The organism is Nonomuraea sp. NPDC049269 (assembly GCF_043197155.1).
In the GTDB taxonomy this organism is placed as follows: domain Bacteria; phylum Actinomycetota; class Actinomycetes; order Streptosporangiales; family Streptosporangiaceae; genus Nonomuraea.
Window position 1 is genome coordinate 359580 of sequence record NZ_JBICSO010000004.1, and the last position, 25241, is coordinate 384820.

Sequence of the window (25241 nt, forward strand, 5' to 3'; positions counted from 1 at the left end):
GCCCGTCCAGGCGTCCTTCGGGTTGACCTTGTAGGTGTAGGTGCCGTCCGCCGGCAGGGTGACCGTGTCCAAGTATTCGGCCGCCTGGTAGAGGCAGGTGCTCCGGAACATCTCGGTGCCGTCCGGCTTGAACAGCCGCACGTCCAGCGCACAACTGGGCGCGCCCGGCGGGACGGTCAGCTTGGTGAAGATCTGCTGCCCCGTCGTACCGGTGAAGGTCACCGTTCCGTTCTGGCCCGGCTTGACGATCGCCACGTCGGACGGGGCGGCGTCCGGCGAGGTCCGCACGGCCACGTCGGCGGGCACGCCGATCACCGCCGCCTTGTACGTGCCGGCGATCAAGCCCTTGGGATCGACGGCCACACGGTACGTACCGGCCACCGGCAGCGTGACCGTGTCGAGGAAGGAGTCGACGGCGTACACGCACGTGTCCTTCACCAACTCGGTGCCGTCGGGGGCGCGCACGCTGGCGGCCACGTCGCAGGCCTTCGTGCCGGTCGGCATGCCGAGCTTGGTGAAGACCCGCTGGCCGGCCGTTCCGGTGAAGGTGAAGGCGGCCTGCTGGCCGGGGAGGGTCGTGGTGAGGGACCCCTGCGCCCCATCCAGGGCGAGCTGGGCCGTGGCGTCGGCGGTGGCGGAGGCCAGGACGTCCACCTTGCCGGTCTGGGCGTCCTGCGGGTCGAGCAGCACGGCGTAGGTCCCGGCCTTCGAGCCTTCCGGCAACTCCCATTCCCACGTGGTGCTCGTGCACACGCTCTCGCTGTGCAGCGAGGTCCCATCGGGGCCGTACACGGTGATGGGCAGGCAGCCGGAGAAGGTCTTTCCGGACATGTAGAGCATGGCGCGCTGGCCGGCCTCCACCTCGAACAGCGTCAACGCGATCTGCTCCGCCGCGCCGACCTGGACCGCGGTGAGGGTGTTCTGGGCCAGCCGCACCGCGCCACCCGTGCCGATGTTGGCGGCCAGGTAGGGCGCGGGCGGGACGACCACGTCACCGGCGGAGACCGCGCTGCCGCCGGGGTTGACCACCTTCACGTGCCCGAACGCGGGGCCCGGCGGCAGCTTGACCTTCAGGCCGCCCGTGGTGGCCTGCGTTACTTGGAGCTTCGCTCCGTTGAGCGAGGTGATGTTGCGGATCCTGTCCGCGTCGAACCCGCTGCCGGGCACGGTGACCTCGGCTCCCACGTCACCGACCATGATGCCGGCCAGGGAGACCGCGGGCTTGGCCCGGGTTCCGGTGACCTTGAAGCCCTTCCAGGCGGCGGACTTACCGCCGATGGTCACGGTGACGTCGCCCGAGGCGGCGCCGCCGGGGACCGTCACGGTGATGGTGTGGTCGGTGACGGCGCTGGGGGCGGCGGTGGTGCCGCCGAAGGAGACCGTCACGGCGGACTTGTCCGTGCCGAACGCGGTGCCGTAGACCGTCACGGAGGTGCCCGGAGTGGCGTTGGGCGGGGAGATCTGGGCGACCGCCAGCGTACCGGCGGGCAGATCGCGGACCTCGGTGATGTTGCCCGCGGGATCATGGCTGATCTTCGAACCGTCCCCCGGCTGGGCGAACACACCGGTCACGCGACCGTTGGCGTCGTGCGCGTACGACACGTCGGCGGTCTGCGCGGGCGCCTGCTGCTTGGCAGCCGGTTCCTTCGCGGCCTGCACCTGCGTCGTGGCGGCGACCGGGACTGTGGTGGTTCGGGGTGGTGCGGGCGGCCCCAGAGAAGCGACCAAGGCAGCGACGACTAAACCCGCGATCACCCGCATGAGACACCCCGGTTCAAATTAGGATCAACCCGGGCATACCATAATGATCATTACAAAGCGCCGTCAATGATCACAGACCAAGCTGTATGACACCCGAGCTCAGCCTCGCTCGGCATGGCACGGTTCGGGAAGCCGGTGGAGCGTCCACGCTCAGGCCCCCGGCTTCGGCAGGGCCCGGATGTTCCACCCGCGGATCGTGGCGTGGTGCGGTGCCCAGGCCCTCCACACGTCGCGACCCCAGGCCCAGACCAGTCGCTCATGCTCGGCGACCTCACGGGCGGCGAGTACGTCGACAACGGTCATCAGGCCGTGCAGCGGCGGTGGCCGCAGCCAGTGGAAGTAGTCCGGACGGTCGGCCATCATCTGCTTGTGCAGAGCCGGGCCCTCGCGCGGGTCGGCGTCGTCCTCGACGAACAGGCACAGCGTCATCAAGCACAAGGCCAGGGCCTGGATCTCCCGTCGGCCGTCGCCGCCGGGGTGCTGCGCGGTGTAGGAGTCCACGACCAACTGGTGGACGTGGCGGTACTCGGCGACGGTGTACGAGCGCGCCAGCAACTCACCGTAGCGCCCCCAGCACTCGGCCGACGCCCCGCGCTCGTCAGGGAGCGGCCCACCGGTGGCCGGGGCCACCAGCCCGCATCCGGGACAGTTGGTCATCGGAAGACACTCCTGATCTTGACGTTTCCTACGTTAGGGGGTGACGTAACGTCAGGCTCAAGCATCATTCGGCCAGCCGGAACCAGACCAACCCGCCGGTTTCGTCATGGCAGGATCCCCATTCCTCGGCGAGCGATTCCACCAACCACAGCCCCCGGCCTCCGTCGTCGTCGAGCGTCGGGACGCGTACGACAGGCGGTGGTGGAGGAGCCGGCGTCGGTCACCTCCACCTGTACGGTCGTGCCGGTTCGGGTGATCTGGACCGTCACGCGTCTGGAGTCGGAATGAGTGATGGCGTTGGTGACGACCTCGCTCAGCAGGAGAAGCACGTCGTCGAGAAACGATGGCGGGCCACCGACGGACAGCACGGAACCCGCCCAGGCGCGGGCCTCGGGAACGGATATCTCCACCGCCGGGAATTCCTTGCGCCAGATGACATGTGGCGCGTTCGTGAATGCCACTCGGGGCGAGTCATGAAGAGGCCTTTTCACACGTTCACCTCCGCCGCGATGATGTCGGCGGCATTGGCGTGGTCGAATCTATCGTACTGTTCACGCGCCGTCATTTCTCTCCAGGCCATAGAAATTGATGGACTGCGCTCAGCATGACTTCTTGGCATCCAGTCCGCGGCCGGGTCACCAAGCCAAGACAACACGCATAATGACAACCACTGGTCAGGCATGGTTTAAATGGTGTCGTCAGCCCAAGAGGCTTTCCGTTTTTCTCTGACTAGAGAGGAAATGTCATGAATGTTGTGCCGTCTCTCGATCCAGGGTCCCCTCGCGTACGATTCGGCGCCGAGATGCGGCGGCTACGGGAGGCCGCGGAGCTGTCGCAGGCCGCCGTGGCGGCTCGGCTCGGGTGCACACAGACGCAGGTGAGCAGGCTGGAGAAGGCGACCCGCACACCGTCGCGGTCCGACGCCGAGCGCCTGGACCTGCTCTTCGGTACGGCCGAGGGCGTTTCCTTCACTCGGCTCTATCAGAGCATCACCGCACAGTCCGGCAGCCCGATCTGGTTCCGGAACTGGGTTGAGGAGATCGAGCCTACTGGCCCAGCGACCTGCCGTCTTCGTCCAGGTCGTCGATCCGGAATGCGTTGCGGGCCTGGCAGGGGCCTTTATGATCGCCAAGCTCCCGAACAACCAACCCGATGTCGTCAGTTCGGACTCGCCGACGCAGGCGCATATCACGACGGACCATGACATTGTCACCTCGATTTGGCAGCGCTATGAGGCGATACGGCTATGGGCTTATCCTGAGCGCGTATCCCTCAAGATGATCGAGGAAGCGAGACGCGCATGGACCTGAGCGCCGCCGTATGGCGGAAGTCATCGCGCTCTTCGGACAACGGCGGCCAGTGCGTCGAAGTCGCCATGAACCTTCCCGGAGTGGTCGCCGTCCGCGACAGCAAGGACCCGAACGGCCCCAAACTGCTCTTCTCCCCCACCGACTGGAAGACATTCGTCAACAGCCTCAAAGCTGGCGACTTCGACACTTCGCTCTGATACGGCAGCTGCAGATCTCGTGGCGTGACCCCATTTGACCTTGACACGGTGACAAGGCCTTCACTGTGGCCAAGGAGGTGGTCCCCATGACCATGATCTACAAGTCCGAGGCCGGTGGACGCGAGCTCCGCGACCACTACCGGCAACTGCTGGACGCCTGGCCGGTTCCCGCCGAGCACGTACGGGTGCCGACTCGTGAGGGCGAGACCTTCGTCCTCGCCTCCGGCCCGCAGGACGCGGCGCCACTGGTGTTGCTGCACGGCTCGGGCGCGAACACGTCGATGTGGCGAGGAGATATCGTCACCTGGTCTCAGCACTTCCGCACGTACGCCGTCGACCTCGTCGGCGAGCCGGGCCTGAGCGCGCCCTCGCGCCCCGCCCTGGGCTCCGACGCCGTATCCCTCTGGCTGGACGACGTACTGGACGGGCTCGGGATCACCAACGCCGCGTTCGTCGGCACGTCCCTCGGCGGCTGGACGGTCCTGGACTACGCCATCCGCCGTCCAGAACGAGTGACCCGCCTGGCCGTGATGTGCCCAGGCGGCGTGGGACGGCAGAAGGTCGGCTGGATCTTCAAGGCCCTGCTGACCCGCCCGTTCCGACGCGGCGGAGTGCGCGAGTCGGCGATGGCTGTCGCAGGACTGGACGGGGAGAAGGACCGGCAGGCGCTCGACGCCGTCGTCCTGACGTTCACGCACTTCAACCCGCGCAGGGAGAAGCTCCCGGTATTCCCCGACGACGCGTTGCGCGGCCTCACCATGCCCGTACTCGTCATCGTCGGTGGCCATGACGCCATGTTCGACTCCCACCAGACCGCGCGGCGCGTCCGTGAGTGCATCCCGCACTCGACCGTGATCCTGCTCCCCGACGTCGGTCACGCCATCTTCGGCCAGGCCGAGCCAATCGCCGAGTTCCTCCGGGCCTGAGGTAAAAGTTGACTCCTCACTCAGTACCGCTGATGACGAGGTGAGCGCGGGGAGGTGACCGTGGTTTTCCGAGGGTATCTGGCCACGCTGGCCCCGACCCGCAGCGGCTGACCGCTAGATGACTTGCCGCGAACTGGTGAAACTCCCACCGGCGTGTGACGGCCACAGGCGGCCCGGTCTCCAGGAGACCGGGGCCGCCCGCACGCCAGGGCCTTACGGGACCCCGATCACCTGGAAGGTCGCGTCGTTGGCGAGGTTCCAGGAGGTCTGCTCAGAGATGTACAGGTGGTAGTCGGAATGGCGCAGCCATTGCGTGGGGAAGTTGAACGACCTGTAGGACACGCCGCCGGACACGCCCGACAGTCCGAGCTTGCGGTAGAACGAAGCGTCCCTGACGAAGAGGTCGTACGACGGATCAGTGGAGGCAGGCCGTGGGGCGAGCTTGATCCGGCCGTACTCGTGCCGCAGATACCAGCCGGGGAAATTGCGCGACTCGAACGAGATGAGGCCGCTCGTGTTACTGGTGCGATCGCTCGCCAGTCCCGGCACCTGCTCGAAGGCGAAGTCCCCATAGGGAGAGCCGGTAGGGCAGGGTGAGATCTCGCCGAGTAAGTAGGCATGCCGTATGCAGTACCCGGGGATGTTGAGCGGCTTGAAGATGTTGTAGTTCGCGGCGTTGGCGGCGGTGGGCACGAACAGGGTCACTCCGATGGCGCATGCCACGACCGCCAGGACGAACTTACGCCATGAAATGTGGGGGAGAGAGAGCACCACGAAATCACCTTTTTTCTAGAATCGGCTGATTACTGGTGCCATCTTTGGGCGGCGGCGTCTCTCCGGGCATGAGTAGACCCCTGCTCAAGTGTTCGGCAGGCGGGGCCGATGACGACACCCAGCTCTAACTCACGACCAGGGAGTCGTGCTCCGGGGATGACAGTGGTGTGGGCCGGGCCTGGCGGTACCAGTCGAGAATCTGCTCACCGGTCCAGAACTCGACGTCCTGGTGGGCACGGATGTGCTGCAGGACGTGCTCGAAGTACCTCAGGCGGTGCGGCGCTCCCATGATGTACGGGTGCACGACCAGCGCCATGACCCGGGCGGACTCCGCCGAGTCCTGGTACAGCTGGTCGAACTGGTCGACCGCCCGCTGGAAGTACTCACGAGCCGGGTGGTGCTGAATCAGCATCATCGCGACGTCGTTGCACTCCTGGGTGTAGGGAATGTTGACGATCGGCGACGTCCGGGTCGCCAGCTCGACCGGCTGGTCGTCCAGCACCCAGTCGCACACGTACTCGTATCCCTCTTCGACGAGGATGTCCGGGGTCTCCCAGGTCTCGGTCAGGCCGGGGCCCAGCCAGCCCCGCGGCCGGACACCGATCGCGGACTCGATCGCCCGGGTGGTGGCCCGGATGTCGGCCCGCTCGTCCTCGACCTTCTGCATGTTCTTCTGGGTGAACCCGTGGCCGATGAATTCCCATCCGCGTGCTCGCGCCGCCTGCGCGATCTGCGGGTAATCCGCGACGGCCTGGCCGTTGATCGCCAAGGAGGCTCGCACACCCTGGCGGTCCAGCGACCGGAGCATGCGCCAGAAGCCGACGCGGTTGCCGTACTCGTGCCAGGCCCAGTTCGGTACGTCAGGTGCCGGGATGCCGCCGGCCGGCGGAGTGAGGACGGTCCGGGGCATGGGATCGGTGTCGGACCAGGTTTCCACGTTGACGATGACCCAGACCACCATTCGCCCACCCTTGGGCAGGGCAAGCCTGGCGCGGCCCTCGATGGGGTCGTAGGTGAGCCGTTCACTGGGACGCATGGTCGTCTCCTTCACTGATGGTCACGGTCAGGGCGGGCAGGCCGGTGATCTCGACGCGAATCCGGTCGCCGGGGCGCACGGCGGCGACTCCGGCCGGCGTTCCGGTGTAGATCAGGTCACCGGGCATCAACCGATAGGAGCGAGACAGGTGGCTGATGATCTCCGGAACGTTCCAGATCATCAGCCCCAGGCTCGTGTGCTGCCGCTGCTGACCGTTGACGGTCAGCCGCAACTCCCCCGACAGGGTGGAAGCCGCCTGCTCGACGGGGAGGATGGTGCCGCACGGCGCCGAGTGGTCGAAGGACTTGCCAGCCTCCCAGGGCTGCGCCAGGTCGCGGCAGTCACGCTGCCGGTCGCGCCGGGTCAGGTCGATGCCGGCGGCGAGCCCGAAGACGAGCCCCGGCGCGTCCTGCGGGCTGACGTCGGACCCGGCGGCCCCGATGGCGACGACCAGCTCCCCTTCGAAGTGCAGGTCGCCGGTTTGCGGGGGGTAAGGGATGGCGGAGCCGTCGGGAACGACGGCGTCCGTCGGCTTCTGGAAGAAGAACGGGTTGTCGCGTTCGCTGCCCTCCCGCATCTCACGGATGTGGTCGAGATAGTTGCGGCCGACGCAGTAGACGCGGCGGACGGGGAAGGATTCCGGCCTTCCGGCAACGGGGAGAGCGGTCTGGGTGGGTTGCCACAGCATCATGTTTCAGTGATCCTCAGTCGTGGTCTTGCTGAACAGGTGCGGACGCAGAGCGAGAGCGAGTACGGCGCCGAGCACCGAGAAACCGACGATCTGCACCATGCCCGCCGTGGTCCAGCCGGTGGCCGAGACCAGGCGGCTGAACAGCAGCCCGGAGACCCCGGCGGCGACATAGATGCAGGTGACGAACAGCCCGGCCGCGCGGCTCACGTTCTCGCCACTGACGGACTTGACGAGGTAGCCGGCCGCGGCCACGTACATGCCGCTGCTCGCGAAGAGCCCGAACAGGAACGAGAAGGTCGCCTGCCAGGCCGTCGAGCCGGAGCCGAGGAACAGCGCGCATCCGGACGCCGCGACCCCGAGGTTGAGCGCCGGCAGCACGATCCGCGGACTCCACCGGTCGACGAGATAGCCGCCGAGCGGTGAGGCGAACGCCGCCAGCCCGGACAGCCCGATGACGAAGCCGGCCCCGCCAGGGGTGAAGTGAAGCTGCTCACGGAGATAGCTGGCATACAGCCCGATGAACGCGAAATCGGCGAGCCCGAAGAGCGCGACGATGACGGCGAGCACGAGAGGGTTACGGGACAGGAGCGTGCCGGCGCCCCCGGCATGCAGGGGTGAGCCCGCCACCGGGTCGGCCTCGGTGAACCGTGGCGACACCAGCACCGCGATGGCCAGCGCGAGTGCGATGCCGACGGCGCCGAACGCGAGCATCGGCGACCGCCAGGTGCCGTGGCTCTCGAGCAGGCTGCTGCCGAGTGACGGACCGATGACCGACCCGGCGGCGAAGGCCACATTGACGCTGCCGATGGCGACGCCGCGGCGGGCCGGGAACGCGCTCGAAGCCACGGCGATGATCATCGCGAGTTGCAGCGCCTCGCCGACGCCGGACAGCACGCGCCACAGCAGCATGTCCGTGAACCCGATCGACGCGGTGGTCAGGACGGTCGCGAGCGAGAACAGCACGGTGCCGGCGACGATCGTCCGTTTGCGTCCGAGCACTCGCTGGACCCGTCCGGCGGGCAGGCCCGCCAAGCCCATGCCGATGGCGAACACGGTGGCCTGCAAACCGGCTGCTTCGAGGCTGAAGCCGTACTCGCCGCGCACGTCGACGAGCAGGATCGGGAAGACCATGCGGTCCATGGCGTTGACGGCGTAGGCGAGCAGCAGCAGGCCGAACATCGCGACCGCGGCTCTGGGGGCCAGGGTCTGCCTTGCCGAGGAGAGGATGGGATGGGGGGTGGCGCTCATCATGGATTCCCTTGATCTGCGGGCTTTGGTGGGGTGTCGTGGGCGGGCCAGTCGCCGGCCGCCGCGGCTCTGCGCAGCAGGGCGTCGCGGCGGGTCGCGGCCATGAGGACGGGGTTCTCCGCGTCGTCGGCGGGTTCGAGCCGTCCGTGTCGCTTGAGAATCCGGCCGTCGGCGATGACGGTGTCGATGTTGTCGATCTGGCCCGTGTAGACCAGCGCCTCGACCGGATCGCCGGAAGGGACCAGGTTGATGTCGGTCGAGCGCAGGATCACGATGTCCGCGCGCTTGCCGGGGGTGAGCGAACCCACGCGGTCGTCCAGTCCGAGATCCTTGGCGCCGTCGATCGTCGCGACCTGGAGCAACCTGCGCGGTGTGACCGCACTGGAGCCGGTACGGGCTGCTTCGACCGAAACGATCGTACGCAGGTGCCCGAGGATGTCCGCGCTGGTCGGCATGGCGAGCGTGTCCAGGGAGAGCGAGACCTGCACGCCGGCTTCGAGGAGCTCCGTGAGCAACGGGAACCCCATGGTCCTCATCTCGGTCATCGGGCTCAGCGACACCCGGGTCCGGGTACGGGCCAGCGCCTGGATGTCCTGCCCGCTGGCATGAACGGCGTGGACGATCTGCACGTCCTCCCCCAGCAGCCCGAGCTCTTCGAGGCGGACCAGGCCGCAGTTGCGGCAGCCTTCCTCTCGCAGGCACCGGTCGCAGTGCATGGTGATCGGCAGGCCGAGCGACCGTGCCGTCGCCCACTCCCGCTCGTACACCTCCGGCGGTGTCCGGTAGGGACCGCGCAGGGCCACGCCGAAGTCCAGCCGCCCGTCGAGACGGTCGCCGGGCCAGCGAGCCCGCAGCGCCGCCAGATCGTCCAGGTCGTTCGTCGTGGCGGACGCGGCCGAGTCAGGGGGTCCGTAGGAGAATCGCCCGCGCAGGCCGGAGTCCAGGTGCGCCCGTACGTTGGCATCGGCGTCCTGAGGCCCGCGGACGTTGTGGTCGAAGTTGTGCACCGTGGTGATGCCGCCGCTGATCGCCTCGGCCAGCCCGAAACGGGCGGCCCAGTAGAAGTCGTCCAGCTCGAAGTGCGGCGCGAGCGCGCGTTTGACCGTGAAGTAGTCCGTTCCCGGCCGGTCACCGACCGTGCCGCGCAGGAGCGAGTTCCACAGGTGCCAGTGCGTGTCCACGAAGCCGGGAAGGGTCACTGTGCCGGCCGCGTCGATGATCTGCACGTCGTCGGCCTCGCGGCCGGCGTCGTGCGGGCTGACGTCGATGATCTGACCGTCGCGGACGAGGAGGTCGGCGCAGGGAATGTCCCCGATGGCCGGGTCCATCGAAATCACGTGCGTGCCCACGATGAGCAGGTCGTGTCGTTGGCGCATTGGTTACCTTACGAAGAGTGCGATGGACAAAACGAGACCGAAGCCGACGATGAGCCAGCGAAGGTAGCGGGGCGGTACGCGCCGCGCGAGAACCACTCCGCTTCGGCCACCGGCGAGACCGGCGAGCGACATGACGGCCACCGGACCCCATTCCACCGGCCCGAACATGGTGAAACACACCGCGGAGACCACCCCGACCAGCAGTGACAGGGCGCCCTTGAGGGCGTTGAGCCGGTGCAGGTCCCCGGCCACGAAGGTGCCGAGGACGGCGAGCATCATCACGCCGAGCCCCGCGGCGAAGTAGCCGCCGTACATCGAGACCGCGAACTGACCGATCAGCAGCCCGCGTCCCGCGCCGCCGGCCTTCGCCTGGTCGAGACGCCGAGCCAGCACGCCTTGCAACGCCAGGGCGAAGACCGACACGAGGACCAGGACCGGGACGACGGATCTGAACTGCTCCGCCGGCGAGATGAGCAGGACCACCGACCCGCAGGCCGCGCCCGCGACGCTCACCAGGGTAAGCTGCCGGACCCTCGAACCGACCGCGGGCAGCTCGTCGCGGTAGCCGAGCAGCCCGCCCACGTAGCCGGGCAGGGCGGCCAGCGAGCTGGTGACATTGGCCGCCACAGGCGGGTAGCCCAAGGCCAGCAGCGCGGGAAACGAGATCAACGAGCCGCCGCCGGCGACCCCGTTCACGGCACCGGCCAGGAAGCCCGCCGCGGCGAGGATGGTCAATCGCAGGGGCTCCAGCACGGCTCTCCTCAACCTCACGTCCATGTTTCGGACACTAAGTATCCACTGCATGCAATGCATGTCAAGGATACGTTCGATGGGATTGCATGCAGTGTATGCTGATTAAATGGCGATCTCTTCGGACTCCCAGCCCGGCAGCGCCCACGCGGTGTACGTGGCACTGCGCCACCGGTTCTCAGCCGGCGATTACGCGCCCGGCCAGCGGCTGACCGAGACCGCTTTGGCCGCGGACCTGGGAGTCAGCCGGACACCGGTGCGCGAGGCCATCGGACGATTGCTGGCCGAAGGGCTGGTCATCCCGGCCGCCCGAGGGGTTGCCGTCGCGGCGCTGAGTTCGGCGGAGGCGGAACAGTTGTTCGTGCTACGCGCCGATCTCGAGGCGCTGGCCGCGGAGCTGGCGGCCAAGCGGCAGGCAGAGGGTCAGCTCGCCCCCGCCGAGGTCAACGCGCTGGACCAAGCCGTGGACCAGGTAGAAGCCGCCGTGAAGGAGCGGGACGCCCGCGCTTCCGCGCACGCGAACCTGGCCCTGCACCGCGCCATCGGAGCAGCGGCCGGCAACGATTTCCTGGAAGATGCCCTGCACCGTGTGTGGGACCGCATCGCGGTCACGACCGTGGCGAATCTGGACGACCCACACTGGGCCGGTGCGATCACCGAGCAGCACCGTGCCATCGTCGCCGGAATCCGCGCCGGAGACCCGGAGACCGCCCGCCGCGCGGCCAAGACCCACATCGAAGCGGCCGGTCGCGCGTACCGTCCGGCCACGTGAGATCTGCTCGCAGGCGATGAACGGTTCTACGCTGGAGCCGTGTCTGACGATGACGGAACCCGGCCCGCCCGCGTCGAGGACGTGCACGAGCTGGCCCTGGCCATGCCGCACGTCACCGTCGAGTACGGGACCGGCGGCAACCCGGTCTACCAAGTGGGCCGGAAGTCGTTCATCTTCTTCCGCAACCCACGGCCGGACGCGGTGGACCCGGACACCGGGGAGCGCTATGCGGATGTGATCGTCTTCTGGGTCGAGTCCGAGGCGGACAAGCAGGCGCTGGTTCAGGACGAGGCGTCGCCGTTCTTCACCACCGCGCACTTCAACGGGCACTCGTCGGTGCTCCTGCGGGCCGCTCTGATCGGTGAGCTCACCCGGAACGAGCTGGCCGAGGTGGTCCAGGACGCGTGGCTGTCCCGCGCGTCTGCGCACAGAGCGGCAGTCTGGCTCCGCGCGCATCCCCCGGCTTGAGCACACTCACAGGACTCCCTCCGACAACTCGAACCACACCGCTTTGCCGGCAGCGGTCGGTGTGGTGCCCCAGCAGCAGGCGAACTGGTCGATCAGATTCAGCCACTGGCCTTGTTCATCACTCTGGCCGGTATGGCAGGTGCGCGGGAGGGACGGATCAGCGTCCTCGACCTCGCAGCGCAGCGTGCCGTCCATCGACCACAAGGTGAGCCGGATCGGTCCCGTCCCATGCTGGAACGCCTTGGTGATCAGTGCGCTGACGAGCAGTTCAGCGCTCTTGCTGTGACGGTGGAAATGCCAGTCGGTCAGCTGTACGCGGGTCAATCGTCGCGCCCTGCGAACACAGGAGCGGCCGGTCGGCAGCGGCCATGTGGCCATGTCGAAGTCGGGCACAGGGAGCGGCTTCTCGACGTGGCCGACGAGTGCCTTGGGCCTGGCCCAGGCCGATGTGGCGGCGATGAGGTTCCGCAGGTTCATGCCGCACCCCCTGGAGGCTGGGACGTGCTGGGTGGTTGATGGTGACACATGGTCTCGTTTCCTTGGAAACTCGTCGGAGTATTCGGTCTTCCTCCCGCCAGGGCACCGGGGATGGCGAACGCTGGTTCTCCGCCGACCCACGTTGCCTTGGTCTCGAGACTGTCGTTCAGCCACACCAGATCGGCATGCGCGCCGACCTCGATGCGTCCGAGGTCGGGGCGGGCGAGCAGATCGGCTGGGCGTGATGTCGTGGCCGCCACCGCGTCCAGCAGCGGCAGGCCCAGTTGAACCGCGTTCGCCAGCGCATGGTCCAAACGCAGCGTCGATCCGGCGAACGCCCCGTTGGCCAGCGTCGGCGGGCGGCCCTTCTCGGCGTGGATGGATCGACTGCCGAGCCGGTATCGGCCCGGTGCGATGCCCGCCGCCGCCACGGCGTCGGTGACGAGAACCAGACGCTCCCCCGCCATTCCGAAGGCCATTGCCGCGGCTTGGGAGCTGATGTGATGGCCGTCGAGGACCAAGCTGACAGATACGCGAGCGTCTACCAGGGCCTGGCCGATGACCCCGGGGTCGCGGTGATGGAATGGCCGTTGCGCGTTGTACAGATGCGTGACCATTCGTGCGCCCGCGTCGACGGCGGCGCGTGTCTCCGCTGCGTTGGCATCCGTGTGCCCGATGGAGACCAGGACGCCGGCCGAGGCGAGGGTTTCGATCGCCGCGAGCGCATGTAGCCGTTCCGGAGCAAGTGTGATCACTGCGAGGGTCCCGGGAGGCGCGGCGTCGAGGAGGGCGCGGATGTGTCCGGGTTCGGGGTCGCGGAAGAAGCCGGCGTCGTGAGCGCCTGGATGCGCCGGTGAGAGGAACGGTCCTTCGAGGTGCGCGCCGAGCAGGCGTGCTTGTGTGGTGTACGTCGGCGCGTTCATCGCCTTGCCGCACCGGCGGAGGGCCTCTGCCAAGGTCGGTACGGGCGCGGTCACGAACGCGGCCGCGAAAGCCGTCACCCCCGTCTCGGGTAGCCGGCGTGCGATCCGCTGCCAGCCGGCACCGTCGGCGTGCGAGAGATCCGTGCCGTGGTAGCCGTTGACCTGGAGATCGATCAGGCCTGGGATCAGGATCCCGTCGTTCAGCACGAAGTCCGCGCCCGCGGGCTCACTGGACTCCCGTACCTCGGTGAAACGGCCGTCCTCGATCGTCAGGGACACCGATGCCTGTTCGCGGCCTTCGGCGATCGCATGTCTGGCGAAAATCGTCCGCATGGGTTCCCCTTACTTGACCGCGCCCGCGGTCAGACCGCCGACAAGGTGTTTCTCGATCGCGGTGAACAGGATGACGACCGGCACGATCGCGATGATGGAGGCGGCGAAGAGCTGGTCCCAATGCTGCTCGTAGCCGGTCACGTACGAGCTGATCCCCACGGTGAGCGGCTTCTTGTCGTCGTCCTGCATGAGGGTCAGGGCCACCACGTACTCGTTCCACGCCGCGATGAAGGTGAAGGTGATCGCGGTGACCGCGCCTGGCTTGACCAGGGGCAGCATGATGCGCAGGAGCGTCGCGACGCGCCCGCAGCCGTCAAGCTCCGCCGCCTCCTCCATCTCGAGCGGGATCGAGGCGAAGAACCCGTGCAGGATCCAGATCGCGAACGCGAGGTTGAAGGCCGCGTTGGTCACGATGATCGCGAGATAGGTGTTGACGAGGTCGAGTTCGAAGAACTCGCGGTAGAGGCCGACGACGAGTGACGTGGGCGAGAACATCTGCGTGACGAGCACCAGGAACAGGAACGCCGGTCGGCCGGGGAAGCGATGACGGGCGGTGAAGTAGGCGGCCGGAACCGACACGAGCAGCACCACGATCGTGGAGGCGGCGGCGACGATGAGCGAGGTCTTCAGCCAGTTCTGGAAACGGGCGTCGCCGGCGATCTCGCGGTAGGCGCCGAACGTCCAGTCCCTCGGAAGGAACGTCGCCGGCGACTGCAGCACCTCCGAACTCGGCCGTAGTGAGTCCAGCGCCATGACGACATATGGCGCCAGAAAGGACGCCGCGACGGCGAGTCCGGCGGCGGCGAGGACGTAGTGCCGGATCCGCTTCCTGCCGATCGGTGTCAGTCGGGTCATCAGGTGCCGGCCTCCTGCCACTTGACGGCGCGTAGGTAGGCAACGACGGCGACGAGGATCAGCAGCACGTTGAAGATGCCGCCGGCAGCGGCCTGGCCGACGTCGTGCTCGGCGCTCTTGAACGCGAGCTTGTACATAAAGGTGATGGTCGTGTCGTGGGTGAAGCCGGGGTTGCGCTCGTTGAGCGTCCAGATGATCGGGAAGGAGTTGAAGAGATAGATGATGTTGAGGACGACGGTGACGACGAGCGCGGGGCGCAGGAGTGGCAGGGTGACGGCGCGGTAGGTCGTCCACGCACCCGCACCGTCGATCCTGGCCGCCTCGAACACGTCGCCGGGAATGCCGTTGAGTCCGGCGAGCAGGACGTACGTGCTGAACGGGACCGAAGCGAAAACGCCGACGGCGATCATCGAGGGCACCGTCCATCGATCGTCGCCGAGGAAGTCGATCGGCCGGCTCGTGAGGTGCAGGTCCATCAGCAGCCGGTTGAGGATGCCGTGGTAGTAGTCGTAGATCAGGGTGAACAGGCGTCCTGTGATCACCAGGGAGGCGGCCCATGGCACGATGACCGACCAGCGAACGACACGTCGGCCCGGGAACTCCTTGGCGAGGAACTGGGCGAGTGCCAGGCTGATGGCGACCGTCAGCGCGGTGACGCCGAAAACCCAGATCGCGGTGTTGGCCAGGACGGAGCCCAGAGCCGGCTGCTTGAGAACGCGGAGGTAGTTGTCGATGCCCGCGTCGCCCAGGCGCAGCCCGGTAATGGAGTAACGCGACAGCGACGCTCGTACCAGTTCGTACACGGGATAGAGCACGACGCCGCCGATCAACAGCAGCCCCGCCCCGAGCCAGGGGAACGCGGCGAGCGCCGGAACGTGGCGGCGGCTCACCTCAGCCACCCGTCTCGGCGGTCTTCTGGAGCTCGCCCAGCACGGCGGCGGGGTTCCCGTCTGGCGCTACCGCGGCTCCGATCTGCTGTTGCACGGCAAGCTTGACCTTGTCCCACGTCGGATCGTCGGTGGGGGTCAGATGGATGTTGGGCAACGTGTCCAGATAGACCTTCAGGGCGGGGTCAGACGCGAAGATCTTCAGCCCGGATTCGGTCACGGGAAGGAAGCCTTCGGCCTTGATCCACGTGTTCACCTGGTCGGGCTGGTAGTACAACTCGTAGAACTTCTTGACCGCGTCCTGATTGCCGTTCTTCTTGAAGGCCATGAGGTAGTCGGTGACGCCGTAGGTCTGCGGAACGCCGCCGTCCCTCGTGGGCATGGGTGCGACCCCGTAGTCGACCTTTTCCTCCTTGTCCAAGCCGGTGGACAGCTGGGACAAGCCGACCACCATGCCGGCCTTGCCCGAGGAGAAGAGCGCGAACGCGCCGTCGGTCCGGTTGGTCTTGCCGGGGTTGTTCTGGGTGACCTTGTACTTCGTCGACAGGTCCTTGAGGAACTGCAGTGTCTCGATGTTCTTGCTGGAGTTGATCGACCATGTGCCGTCGCTCTTCCAGGCGCCGCCGTTGTTGAAGGCCCAGATGGAGAACTCCGCCTGCGCCTCTTCGGGGCCGAGCGGCTGGGCGTACCCGACCGTGCCGTCGCCGAGCGCCGCGATCTTCTGCGCGTCCGACACGAACTCGTCCCAGGTCTTCGGGGGTGCGGAGATTCCGGCGCGCCGGAACAGGCCCTTGTTGTAGAACATCGCCCTGGCCGACGACAGATCAGGGAAGCCGTACATCTTGCCGTTGTAGGTGCCGCTCTGGACGAAGGCGTCGATGAGGTCGGCCTTGGTCGCGGCCGGCAGCACTTCCTCGGAGTGGTAGAGCAGCCCGTCCTTGGCGTAGCTGGCGTAGGCGTTGAGGTTGAGGATGTCCGGCGGGTTGCCATTTTGGATCATGGTGCTGGTCTGCTGGTCGATGCTGTTCCAACTGACGATCTGCAGGTTGAGTTTGACGCCTGTCCGCGCCTCGTACTTTTTGGCGAACGCGTCCCAGAACGTCTTCGTGTGGTCCTTGCTGTACTCGGCGATGACGACCCTCAGCTCTTTCACGCCGTCACCGCCGCCGGACGCGGCATTGGTGGCTCCCCTGCCGCCGCACCCGGCGAGCAGCAATCCGGCCGCACCTGTGGCGAGCAGTGCGACGATGCTCTTCTTCTTCATCGGTTCCTCCTGGTCATATCGAGGCTGTGGACGGTGAGTGCGGCGGCGCCGACGATGCCGGCATCGTCGCCAAGCGCCGCGGGCATGATGTCCACCGCCGGTGAGACGGTCAGGGCGCTGTTGTGAAAGGCGTCGCGAAGGGGAGTCCAGTAGCGGGCACCGATCTGCGAGACGCCGCCGCCGACCACGACCCGCCGCGGGTCGAACACCCCGGCCAGGCCGGCGAGAGTCCTGCCCAGAACCTCGGCCCCCTGGGTGAGCGCGGTGACCGCGGCAGCGTCACCGCGACGTGCGCGCTCGGCCACCTCCCTCAGGTCGCGGGGCGTGCCGTCACCTGCCAGGCGGGCGTACGCGGCGGCGATCGCAGGTCCTGAGGCGGCGGTCTCGAGGTGTCCGGCGCGTCCGCAGCTGCAGACGCGGTGGCCGGCCTCGAAGATCGGGAAATGGCCGAGTTCGCCGGCGCGGTGGTGCGCGCCGGTCAGGAGCCGGTCCTGGAGTACGAGCGCGCCGCCCACACTCGTCCCGACGGTGACGTACATGACATCGGATACGCCGCGTCCGGCTCCATAGAGGTGTTCTCCCAGGGCAAAAGCGTTCGCGTCATTCCCGACGACCACGCGCGAGCCCATCGCCTTCGCGAGGTCGCCGGCAAGATCGGTGCCCTGCCAGCCGGGCAAGGTGTCGGTGGCGGCGGTGACGGTGCCGCTATGGGGATCGACGACACCGGGACTGCCGACGCCGACGGACAGCCATCGGTCGGCCGCACCGTTGCCGAGCTCACGGCACATGTCCGCGATCAGGCTGATGACGGCCGGTGGTCCGTGCACGCAGGGTGTGGGCAAGGACATCCGGCGATGGACCCGGCCTTCCTCGTCCACCAGCCCGGCGGCGACCTTGCTGCCGCCGACGTCGACGCCTATCACCCATGCGCCAGCCATTGCTTCCCCTCCTGACGGTCCGCCACGGGGTAGCCCATCGGCTTCCGTCTCGGCGTGACCGAAATGCACACTTACGTGCAACTGAGAATGACTCGGGCATGAATCGTGCGTCAAGAAGTATGATGCGTGCAGTTTCCCGTGCACGCTAGGAGGATCACATGCGATCTGCGGAACGCCGCCGCGCCCTGCTGGAGCAGGTGCGGCTGGAGGGGTACGTGGGAACCGGTGGGCTCGCGCACCAGTTCGAGGTCGACGGCTCGACGATCCGGCGCGACCTGGCCCATCTCGAGCGAGCCGGGCTCATCAAGCGCACCCGTGGCGGCGTGCTGCCGGCCGAGCCCGCCGCCGCCGTCGACGTCCCCTACGACGTGCGGCGGACTGCGAACCAGGCGGAGAAGGTCGCCATCGCCAACGCCGCGGCCGACCTGATCGAGAACGGCCAGTCGGTGATCCTGGACAGCGGATCGACGACATACCAACTCGCCCTCGCGCTGCGCCGCCAGAAGAAGGAGGTCCTCGTCGTCACCAACGATCTGATGATCGCCGTCTGCCTGGCCGGCGATCCGACCGTCCGCGTGCATGTCACGGGCGGATCCCCCATCGAGACCGCGTACACGCTGGTCGGCCCGTCCACGGTCGCGGAGCTCGAACGACTGCACGCCGACTGGGCGTTCCTCGGCGCGGAGGCGGTGCACCATCAGGCCGGCATCACGAACATCAACATGGTCGAACTCCCCGTCAAGCAGGCCATGCTCCACGCCGCCCAGCAGGTCGCCGTCATCGCCGCCAGCCCCAGCTTCGGCAAACGCGCCCTGATGACCGTCTGCGGCCTCGACGCGATCTCGCTGCTCATCACCGACGACGGGATCGCCGACGATGAGCGCGCGCTCTACGGATCTCAGCTGCGCACGGTCTCCCTCACCGACGGCTGACCTCTCTGGAACGCGCATCTTAAGATGCACACATCATGCCGCTTGACGCACGCTTCCGTGCATGTTGTGCTCTTGTGGCGACAGAGCCAATCACTGAGCCCAGCCGGGCCGCTGTAGACCGCTGGGCCGCGTACCGGAGGAGACCACCCCACATCGTGTCCGAACACATTCGTCTGGCCGTCATCGGATGCGGACGCATCTCGCAAGCCGCACACCTGCCGGCCATCGCCAAAGCCGAGAACGTCGAGCTCACAGCGGTGTGCGACGGCAGCGCCACGCTGGCCGACGCCATGGCGAGCCGCTACGGCGCACATGCCTTCCTCGACGTCGCGGACCTGCTCGGAGCGCCGGTCGACGCCGTGCTGATCGCCGTTCCCGACCGATTCCACGCCCAGGTGGCTGAGCAGGCACTGCGGGCTGGCAAGCACGTCATCATCGAGAAACCCCTCGCCGCCACCGTCGCCGAGGCCGAGCACCTGCGCGACCTGGCCGACTCGGCTCGCCTGCAACTGCAGGTGGCGAGCATGAAGCGGTTCGACCCCGGCGTCCAGTACGCCGCCGCAGCCGTCACCCGGATCGGCCCCCTCCGCAGTGTCGTCGGCTGGTACCGCGTGATGTCGAGACTTCGCGAGCCGATCGAGACCACCCTGTTCCCTCCGCTGATCGTCGATCCGGCCGTGCGGTCGCGAGAGCTGGAGTACAAGGCGATCCACCGCGCGGAACATCTTCTGGCCACGCACGGCATCCACACGTTCGACCTGCTGCGCTATCTGGCAGGCGACTACACCATCCACAGCGCGGTCCTGTCCCACGGGGAACGCGACTACAGCTGGCATGCCCTGGGCCGATACCGCGACGGGGCCGCGTTGAGCCTGGAGGTGACGGCGAGCGTCCACGCGGAATGGTCCGAAGGGTTCGACCTCTACGGCGACGCCGGCCACGTCCGGCTACGCTGCCCCTTCCCGTTCACGAGGCAACCGAGCTCGGTCAGGGTGTTCGACGAGCCCACCCAGGCCTACACCGAGCCGGTGTTCGGCGACAGCGACCCCTACGAGCGCCAAATCGAGGCCTTCGCCCGCGCGATCCTCCGCGGCACGCGCGCCGAGCCCACCGCCGCCGACGGCATCGAGGCACTCAGGATCGTCGACGCCATCCGCGACGCCGTCGACCGGCCGGTGACCCACACATGACGCTTCCCGAAGTCGGCATTTTCGCCCGCACCTTTCCCCGGACGACCGCCGGCAAGGTCGCCACCGCCGTCGCCGAGGCCGGCTTCCGCCTGGCCCAGTTCAACTTCTCGGCGATCGCCCTTCCGACGCTCGCACCTGATGTCTCCCTCGACGCCGTCACCGCCGTCGGCCGGGACTTCCGTGACGCCGGCGTCACCGTCTGGGGACTGTCGGCCACCTACAACATCATCCACCCCGATCGAGCCCGCCGGTCCCGGCAGACCCGCCAGGCGGCGCGGCTGATCGAAATGTCGCCGCTGCTCGGCGTCACCGCGGTCACCTTGTGCAGCGGGACACTCAACACAGGCGACATGTGGACCGGCCACCCGGACAATCGCTCCACCGCCGCCTGGGCCGACCTGCGCTCCACCCTCGATGCCCTGCTCGAGGCGGCATCGAATGCGGGAATCAAGCTCGGCATCGAGCCGGAGGCCGCCAACGTCGTCGACTCCGCGCGGCGCGCCCACCGGCTCATCAGCGAGCTGGGATCCGACGCCCGGCACATCGGCATCGTCCTCGACCCCGGCAACCTGGTCGCGCCGGAGACCATCCACCGGCAGGACGACATCGTCAACGAGGCCTTCGACCTGCTCGGCGAGCACATCATCGGCCTGCAGGCCAAGGACCTCACCGCCGCCGGGCCGGCACCCCTCGGTCGTGGAGATCTCGACTACACGATGATCTGCCGCCGCACCCTCGAACTCGGCCGAGCGGTGCCGCTCATCATCCAGGACGCCACCGAGGACGACGCCTCCCGATCCGGCCGGTACCTGCGCGACCGCCTGCACGCAGCGAGGAACACATGAGCGCGGCAGCCTCGTCAAACCGCTATGCCGAGGTGGCCCATGTGACGCTACGACGGCCTGACGCACCGGCTTCGGGAACCATGCTGCTGCTGCACGGGCTGGGCGGCGACACCACGCAGTTCGACCCGTTCCTGCCGCACCTGGCCAGGCTCCCCTGCGACCTGCTGATACCGGACATGCGCGCCCACGGTCTGACCCCGCTGATCGGAGACGCGAGCGACTTCACCTTCCAGCGGTTCAGCGCCGACATCACAGCTCTGCTGCGCACCTGCGCGATACAGCCGCCGCTCATCGGCGTCGGCATCTCCATGGGAGCGGGAGTCCTCGCCACGCTGGCCCTTCACTCTCCCGACGCCCTCGCCGGACTCGTCTTCATCCGGCCCGCCTGGGAGGACCAGGCCGACCCTCCCCACCTGCGGGCGTTCAGGACCATCGCGGGACTACTCGCGACCCGGGACGGCGCAGCCGCCGCGGCCGAATTCGCGCGCTCTCCCGTCTACCGCGCTGTGCGAACGGAATCAGAAACCGCCGCGGACAGCCTGATGGATCAGTTCGAATCCCCCCACGCGGCCGAACGACGCCTTCGCCTCGAACACATGCCGCTGTCCACCCCGTTCGCCGACCTGGCCGATCTGCGCCGCATCCGCCCACCGGCCACCATCATCGGCACCCGGCACGACCCGCTGCACCCACTGACCATCGCCCGCCACTGGGCCCGCGCGTGCGGGACCGCCCTGCACGTCGTCCCACCCAAGTCCGCGCACGATGATCGCTATATCGCAGAATCCGCCGCGATCATCACGGCCGTGGCCGGTCAAGCCCTCGACAACACATCATCGTGAAGCACCCGGTTCACCACGAAAGGCCAGACCTCATGCCTTCCCGGTTCCACGCCATCTTCGGATCAGACACCAAACCGCTCATCGCCATGGCTCACGTGCCGGCCCTGCCCGGAACCCCTCTGTACGACGATCGTGCGGGCATCGCGGGAATGATCCGCCATGTCCGCCGAGACGTGGAGATCCTCGTCGACGCGGGCTTCGACGCCATCCTCTTCTGCAACGAGAACGACCGCCCCTACGAACTCAACGCCGGGCCGGAGTCCGCAGCGGTGATGACCCGCATCGTCACCGAATGCCGCCCACCCGGACTCCCCATCGGCGTCGACTTCCTCTGGGACCCGCGCATCGCACTCGCGGCCGCCGTCGCATGCGAGGCAGACTTCATCCGCGAGGTGACCACCGGCGTGTGGGAGTCCGACATGGGACTGTGGACCACCAACTGCGCCCACACCCTTCGCGAACGCCGCCGGCTCCACGCCGACAACCTCGCGATCTTCATGAACATCACACCCGAGTTCGCCTCCCCGATCGGCACCCGCCAGGCACCGGCAACCGCCCGCTCCGCCGTCGTATCCAGCCTCGCCGACACGATCCTCGTGTCCGGTCCCATGGCCGGCGCAGGCCCAGACCTCTCCACCGTACGGGCCGTGCGGGACGCCACACCGGCCGACGTGCCCGTCCTCCTCAACACCGGTGCCCGGCGGGACACGATCAGCCAGTTCCTGTCCATAGCGGACGGCTGCATCGTCGGCAGCGACCTCAAGATCGACGGCCACACCTGGAACGCCGTAGACCCGGCCCGCGCAGCCGACTTCGTAAAAGCGGCACGAGCACAAAGCGCCGCCTGACCAGCCCCGCCATCGCGCTCTGGGTGGTAATCGACAGGTCCGCCCCTCAGACCTCGGCAGCCGCCGCGGCCAGGAGCCGGGCGAGTTCGATCGGCTTGCTGGCCATCGGCCAGTGGCCCGAGTCGATGTCGACGAGCTCAAGGTGCTTGGCCTTGGCGAGCTCGGGCACGTCGCCGGCGTCGATCCACGCCTGAGCCTGGGCAGGGGTGAATTCGGGGCACACAAGTACGACCGGGACGTCGAACCGTCGTTCGTCCGTCAACCGCACCACGCCCTTGGTCACTCCCTCGGGGACCGGGATCGCAGCGGACGCGATGATTCGCTTGGCCTCCTCATCAAGGTCAGCGGAGTCCGGCCCCTCGAACGGACCCCAGCCGGGGAAGGGCATGACGCCATCCTTCACTTCGAAGAAGTCGGCGTAAGGCGCGCCGTCGGCGGCCGGGAAGCCGCCGATGAGGACGATTTTCGCGACCTGCTCCGGTCGCGCGTCAGCGGCCAGCCAAGCCAGGGTGCAGGCGGCGGAATGCCCCACCACCATGGGCTTTTCGGCCGCCGAGTCCACGGCGGCCAGCACCGCTGCCACCTGGTCGTCGAGCGTGGCGGACGCGGATCCGTCACCCTGACCCGGGAGGGTGATCGGCACGGGACGGTGGCCGAGCGGCTCAAGCGCGGACACGACGTCGTCCCATGCGGATCCGTCGAGCCACAAGCCGCCAATGAGCAGGATGTCCATGATTAATTTCCTTTCTCCAGGGAGGTCAGGTCACGTTCGGCGTAGAGCCGGTGTTCCCATTCCTCGTTGAGGACGATGCGGAGACATTCCTTGACGGGGAAGCTCTCCATCCGGGGCCAGCCGGGCTCGGTGCGAGTGACCTCAGAGGCGAGTTGCTCGTCCGTGAGTGACGTCATGACGTGGCGGACCATCGCCTGGCGTTCGCGCCGAATCGTGAGCACCTCATCGAGCGAGGGTCGTGCCTCGCGATCCCACGGGATGCCGTCCCACCCGGGCGCCTCGTCCCACGGCAGGTCCAACGGGTGCCACGGCGCGACGTTGCCGAGGATCATCCGGCCCACCCAGGCGGCGCCGGCGAAGTTGAGGTGCCGCAGGGTCTGGATGAAGGACCACTCGTCATCCACGCTGCGGTGGAGCGTCGCTTCGGGGAACGTACTCGCCCGCGCGACGGTGTCCTCCCACAGCCGCTCCAGGATCGCCCACGCCTCACGGAACCCATCGGTGTCGTCGGGGCGCATTTTCCCCCGTTCGGGCATGCGGCGATTCAGCTCGGCCTCGACGAGCGGTGCGATGTCGACCCCGTTCACGACGACGTTCTTCAGCTCGCCGCTGATCTCGACGTCGACCAGCTCGACGCCGCGCAGGCGGCTCGCGTTGAACAGAGCGCCGCGTATCCGCGCGCCGGTGAGGTCGACTGCTTGCATGCGGACATCGTTGAGGTACACCCGGCTGAAGGCGGCGCCCCGGAGGCTCACGCGTTCGAAGCGTGCTCCTGCGAGGTCCTGCTCGCGGAACTCGGTCATGGAGCTCAGGCTAGGACCCATTCCGGACGTTCTACTTCCGGTTCATCACGTGACCGCCTAACCTGCTCGTGTGCCGACCGATCTCAGCCCCACCGCACGAGCTCTGCGTACCATCGAGATCCTCCAGACCCGCCCCGGCGTGACGGCCGACGAACTCGCCGCGAGCTTGGGAGTCACGGAGCGGGCCGCGCGCCGGTACGTCGGCATCCTCCGAGAGGCGGGCATCCCCGTCGAGTCAACCCGCGGGCCCTACGGCGGGTACCGGCTCGGGCGCGGGACGAGGTTGCCTCCGGTCGTCTTCACGGAGGCCGAGGCGCTTCATCTGGTCATGGCGGTGCTCGACGGCCAGCCGGCTGCCACCGACGTCGAGGACCTCGTCGGTTCGGCCCTGGGCAAGGTCATCCGGGCACTGCCCGAGAGCGTCGGCCGGCAGGCGGCCGCGCTGCGAGAGCATGCGTCGGCTGCGCCCGATCGGCACTCGGCCCGCCCAGATCCCGCCACCACCAGCGCACTCGTCTCCGCCATCGCGAGCCGACGCCGCGTGCTGATCACGTATCGAAGCCAGCCCGGCAATGAATGGGCGGCCGAGGTGGATCCTTGGGCGGTGGTCGCCCGCCACGGACGCTGGTACCTCCTGTGTCACTCCCATCGCGCGGACGCGATCCGCACCTACCGGGTCGACCGGGTCCGCGCGGTCCAGCAGACCGCGCACAAGTTCGAGCCGCCCGACGGCCTCGACCCGGTGGCAGCGCTGGAGGAGAACCTGGGCACGGGGTGGGAGTTCCCCACTCACGTCGTATTCGACGCCCCGCCGGCTGAGGTGGCCCCGTGGATCCGGCCTCCCATGGGACGGCTCGAATCATCAGGAGAAGGGTGCGTCCTCGTCGGCAGCACGAACAATCCGGCAATGTACGCACAGGAGTGGTTGGCGACCGTGCCGTTCGCCTTCCGCGTCGTCGGCGGCCCGGAACTCCGTGCCGCGGTCGCGACGCTCGCGGCCCGTTTCGCGGCCGCCCTGGCGGACCAGCCCCCGACAGCGCCATCGAAGAACTCGGCCGACCCAGGGCACGCCTGACGACGATCCCCCTGCCCTTGTAAGGCCATATGGCTACAAGGGCAGGGAGCACGGGCGCTATCCCATTACGGAGTGTAAGAGGCCAGCGATCGTGAGAGCTGTGGCGACACCAACCGCAGACGAGTCGGCAGATGAGCCGGTCATCGTCCCCCCGACCAGAGAAGCGAATAAAATGACCACCCATCTCTGAGGGAGCGGCTGCTTGCCCTTCTCATGCTCCATCGCTTCCGGCTCGTGACGCCTTCCGAGTAGTCTCTTCACAGCGGATTCCCTTCGCACGAATGTATCGAGGACCCGCGAGAGCGGCCTTTCTGCTACAGACAGAAGGGC

29 protein-coding genes and 1 pseudogene are annotated in these 25241 nt (G+C 67.7%); 12 read left to right on the plus strand and 18 right to left on the minus strand.

Features of this window, described 5'->3' with window-relative positions:
- The 4 genes from ACGFNP_RS24170 to ACGFNP_RS24185 form a co-directional block, all read right to left on the minus strand.
- Nucleotides 1–1728: IPT/TIG domain-containing protein (locus ACGFNP_RS24170; RefSeq protein ID WP_393322206.1), on the minus strand; the 1728-nt coding region annotated here is incomplete at its 3' end.
- Nucleotides 1729–1911: 183 nt separating this feature from the next.
- Nucleotides 1912–2418: a DUF5946 family protein gene (locus tag ACGFNP_RS24175; protein ID WP_393322209.1), complete on the minus strand. Its 507-nt coding sequence runs from the start codon at nucleotides 2416–2418 to the stop codon at nucleotides 1912–1914.
- Nucleotides 2419–2522: 104 nt separating this feature from the next.
- Nucleotides 2523–2909, minus strand: a complete 387-nt coding sequence (locus ACGFNP_RS24180; protein ID WP_393322212.1) for an ATP-binding protein — start codon at nucleotides 2907–2909, stop codon at nucleotides 2523–2525.
- The gene (locus ACGFNP_RS24185; RefSeq protein ID WP_393322215.1) at nucleotides 2906–3100 is read right to left on the minus strand and encodes a hypothetical protein; all 195 of its coding nucleotides are present in this window, start codon (nucleotides 3098–3100) and stop codon (nucleotides 2906–2908) included. Before ACGFNP_RS24185 ends, ACGFNP_RS24180 begins: the two co-directional genes overlap by 4 nt.
- Nucleotides 3101–3163: 63 nt before the next feature.
- Between ACGFNP_RS24185 and ACGFNP_RS24190 the strand changes: the two are divergent.
- The 4 genes and pseudogenes from ACGFNP_RS24190 to ACGFNP_RS24205 all read left to right on the plus strand — a co-directional run.
- Nucleotides 3164–3361, plus strand: a pseudogene (locus ACGFNP_RS24190) (helix-turn-helix domain-containing protein); the annotation flags it as partial.
- A gap of 88 nt (nucleotides 3362–3449) precedes the next feature.
- Nucleotides 3450–3728 (plus strand): Scr1 family TA system antitoxin-like transcriptional regulator, encoded by a 279-nt coding sequence (locus tag ACGFNP_RS24195; protein ID WP_358314826.1) that lies wholly within the window; start codon nucleotides 3450–3452, stop codon nucleotides 3726–3728.
- Nucleotides 3719–3925, plus strand: a complete 207-nt coding sequence (locus tag ACGFNP_RS24200) for a DUF397 domain-containing protein (protein WP_393322219.1) — start codon at nucleotides 3719–3721, stop codon at nucleotides 3923–3925. Before ACGFNP_RS24195 ends, ACGFNP_RS24200 begins: the two co-directional genes overlap by 10 nt.
- An 86-nt stretch (nucleotides 3926–4011) precedes the next feature.
- Complete coding sequence (locus tag ACGFNP_RS24205; protein ID WP_358314832.1) at nucleotides 4012–4851, plus strand: alpha/beta fold hydrolase; 840 nt, start codon at nucleotides 4012–4014, stop codon at nucleotides 4849–4851.
- Nucleotides 4852–5064: 213 nt separating this feature from the next.
- On the opposite strand, the gene ACGFNP_RS24210 is transcribed toward ACGFNP_RS24205, so the two are convergent.
- The 6 genes from ACGFNP_RS24210 to ACGFNP_RS24235 form a co-directional block, all read right to left on the minus strand.
- Nucleotides 5065–5625: an AbfB domain-containing protein gene (locus ACGFNP_RS24210; protein WP_393322222.1), complete on the minus strand. Its 561-nt coding sequence runs from the start codon at nucleotides 5623–5625 to the stop codon at nucleotides 5065–5067.
- Nucleotides 5626–5749: 124 nt separating this feature from the next.
- Nucleotides 5750–6661, minus strand: coding sequence for a polysaccharide deacetylase family protein (locus tag ACGFNP_RS24215; protein ID WP_393322225.1), 912 nt, complete (start codon nucleotides 6659–6661; stop codon nucleotides 5750–5752).
- Nucleotides 6648–7352: a fumarylacetoacetate hydrolase family protein gene (locus tag ACGFNP_RS24220; RefSeq protein WP_393322228.1), complete on the minus strand. Its 705-nt coding sequence runs from the start codon at nucleotides 7350–7352 to the stop codon at nucleotides 6648–6650. The genes ACGFNP_RS24215 and ACGFNP_RS24220 overlap by 14 nt, the downstream gene beginning before the upstream one ends.
- Nucleotides 7353–7355: 3 nt before the next feature.
- The gene (locus ACGFNP_RS24225) at nucleotides 7356–8600 is read right to left on the minus strand and encodes an MFS transporter (protein ID WP_393322231.1); all 1245 of its coding nucleotides are present in this window, start codon (nucleotides 8598–8600) and stop codon (nucleotides 7356–7358) included.
- Nucleotides 8600–9976: an amidohydrolase family protein gene (locus ACGFNP_RS24230; protein WP_393322234.1), complete on the minus strand. Its 1377-nt coding sequence runs from the start codon at nucleotides 9974–9976 to the stop codon at nucleotides 8600–8602. Before ACGFNP_RS24230 ends, ACGFNP_RS24225 begins: the two co-directional genes overlap by 1 nt.
- Before the next feature lie 3 nt (nucleotides 9977–9979).
- Nucleotides 9980–10753, minus strand: coding sequence for a sulfite exporter TauE/SafE family protein (locus tag ACGFNP_RS24235; RefSeq protein WP_358314848.1), 774 nt, complete (start codon nucleotides 10751–10753; stop codon nucleotides 9980–9982).
- An 82-nt stretch (nucleotides 10754–10835) separates the two neighbouring features.
- Between ACGFNP_RS24235 and ACGFNP_RS24240 the strand changes: the two genes are divergently transcribed.
- Nucleotides 10836–11498 (plus strand): GntR family transcriptional regulator, encoded by a 663-nt coding sequence (locus tag ACGFNP_RS24240; protein WP_358314851.1) that lies wholly within the window; start codon nucleotides 10836–10838, stop codon nucleotides 11496–11498.
- A 39-nt stretch (nucleotides 11499–11537) separates the two neighbouring features.
- The gene (locus ACGFNP_RS24245) at nucleotides 11538–11966 is read left to right on the plus strand and encodes an MmcQ/YjbR family DNA-binding protein (protein ID WP_393322239.1); all 429 of its coding nucleotides are present in this window, start codon (nucleotides 11538–11540) and stop codon (nucleotides 11964–11966) included.
- Nucleotides 11967–11972: 6 nt separating this feature from the next.
- On the opposite strand, the gene ACGFNP_RS24250 is transcribed toward ACGFNP_RS24245, so the two are convergent.
- The 6 genes from ACGFNP_RS24250 to ACGFNP_RS24275 are packed head-to-tail and all read right to left on the minus strand — an operon-like array spanning nucleotide 11973 to nucleotide 17643.
- A complete protein-coding gene (locus ACGFNP_RS24250) occupies nucleotides 11973–12443 on the minus strand; it encodes a hypothetical protein (protein WP_393322242.1) in 471 nt (156 codons plus the stop codon).
- Complete coding sequence (gene nagA / locus ACGFNP_RS24255) at nucleotides 12440–13699, minus strand: N-acetylglucosamine-6-phosphate deacetylase (RefSeq protein WP_358314858.1); 1260 nt, start codon at nucleotides 13697–13699, stop codon at nucleotides 12440–12442. Before nagA ends, ACGFNP_RS24250 begins: the two co-directional genes overlap by 4 nt.
- Before the next feature lie 9 nt (nucleotides 13700–13708).
- On the minus strand, nucleotides 13709–14554 hold the full coding sequence (locus ACGFNP_RS24260) for a carbohydrate ABC transporter permease (RefSeq protein WP_393322245.1): 846 nt from the start codon (nucleotides 14552–14554) through the stop codon (nucleotides 13709–13711).
- Nucleotides 14554–15444 carry a carbohydrate ABC transporter permease gene (locus tag ACGFNP_RS24265; RefSeq protein WP_393322248.1) on the minus strand — a complete coding sequence of 297 codons (891 nt, stop codon included), beginning with the start codon at nucleotides 15442–15444 and terminating at the stop codon, nucleotides 14554–14556. The genes ACGFNP_RS24260 and ACGFNP_RS24265 overlap by 1 nt, the downstream gene beginning before the upstream one ends.
- A gap of 1 nt (nucleotide 15445) precedes the next feature.
- Nucleotides 15446–16705: an extracellular solute-binding protein gene (locus ACGFNP_RS24270; protein WP_393322251.1), complete on the minus strand. Its 1260-nt coding sequence runs from the start codon at nucleotides 16703–16705 to the stop codon at nucleotides 15446–15448.
- A complete protein-coding gene (locus ACGFNP_RS24275; RefSeq protein WP_393322254.1) occupies nucleotides 16702–17643 on the minus strand; it encodes an ROK family protein in 942 nt (313 codons plus the stop codon). Before ACGFNP_RS24275 ends, ACGFNP_RS24270 begins: the two co-directional genes overlap by 4 nt.
- Nucleotides 17644–17801: 158 nt before the next feature.
- On the opposite strand from ACGFNP_RS24275, the gene ACGFNP_RS24280 reads away from it, so the two are divergent.
- From ACGFNP_RS24280 to ACGFNP_RS24300, 5 genes are all read left to right on the plus strand, one after another.
- Complete coding sequence (locus tag ACGFNP_RS24280; protein WP_358314872.1) at nucleotides 17802–18575, plus strand: DeoR/GlpR family DNA-binding transcription regulator; 774 nt, start codon at nucleotides 17802–17804, stop codon at nucleotides 18573–18575.
- Nucleotides 18576–18730: 155 nt separating this feature from the next.
- Nucleotides 18731–19765, plus strand: a complete 1035-nt coding sequence (locus tag ACGFNP_RS24285; RefSeq protein WP_393322257.1) for a Gfo/Idh/MocA family protein — start codon at nucleotides 18731–18733, stop codon at nucleotides 19763–19765.
- Entirely contained in the window at nucleotides 19762–20610 is an 849-nt protein-coding gene (locus ACGFNP_RS24290; RefSeq protein WP_393322260.1) for a sugar phosphate isomerase/epimerase family protein, read from the plus strand. Before ACGFNP_RS24285 ends, ACGFNP_RS24290 begins: the two co-directional genes overlap by 4 nt.
- Before the next feature lie 41 nt (nucleotides 20611–20651).
- Nucleotides 20652–21452, plus strand: coding sequence for an alpha/beta fold hydrolase (locus tag ACGFNP_RS24295; protein ID WP_393322263.1), 801 nt, complete (start codon nucleotides 20652–20654; stop codon nucleotides 21450–21452).
- Between the two features lie 32 nt (nucleotides 21453–21484).
- The gene (locus ACGFNP_RS24300) at nucleotides 21485–22300 is read left to right on the plus strand and encodes a BtpA/SgcQ family protein (RefSeq protein ID WP_393322266.1); all 816 of its coding nucleotides are present in this window, start codon (nucleotides 21485–21487) and stop codon (nucleotides 22298–22300) included.
- 46 nt (nucleotides 22301–22346) lie between these two features.
- Here ACGFNP_RS24300 and ACGFNP_RS24305 read toward each other — a convergent pair whose 3' ends face one another.
- On the minus strand, nucleotides 22347–23033 hold the full coding sequence (locus ACGFNP_RS24305) for an alpha/beta fold hydrolase (RefSeq protein WP_393322269.1): 687 nt from the start codon (nucleotides 23031–23033) through the stop codon (nucleotides 22347–22349).
- 2 nt (nucleotides 23034–23035) lie between these two features.
- Nucleotides 23036–23836 (minus strand): DinB family protein, encoded by an 801-nt coding sequence (locus tag ACGFNP_RS24310; RefSeq protein ID WP_358314889.1) that lies wholly within the window; start codon nucleotides 23834–23836, stop codon nucleotides 23036–23038.
- A gap of 70 nt (nucleotides 23837–23906) precedes the next feature.
- Here ACGFNP_RS24310 and ACGFNP_RS24315 point away from each other — a divergent pair, with 70 nt between their 5' ends.
- On the plus strand, nucleotides 23907–24911 hold the full coding sequence (locus ACGFNP_RS24315; RefSeq protein ID WP_358314892.1) for a WYL domain-containing protein: 1005 nt from the start codon (nucleotides 23907–23909) through the stop codon (nucleotides 24909–24911).
- Nucleotides 24912–25241 lie beyond the last annotated feature (330 nt).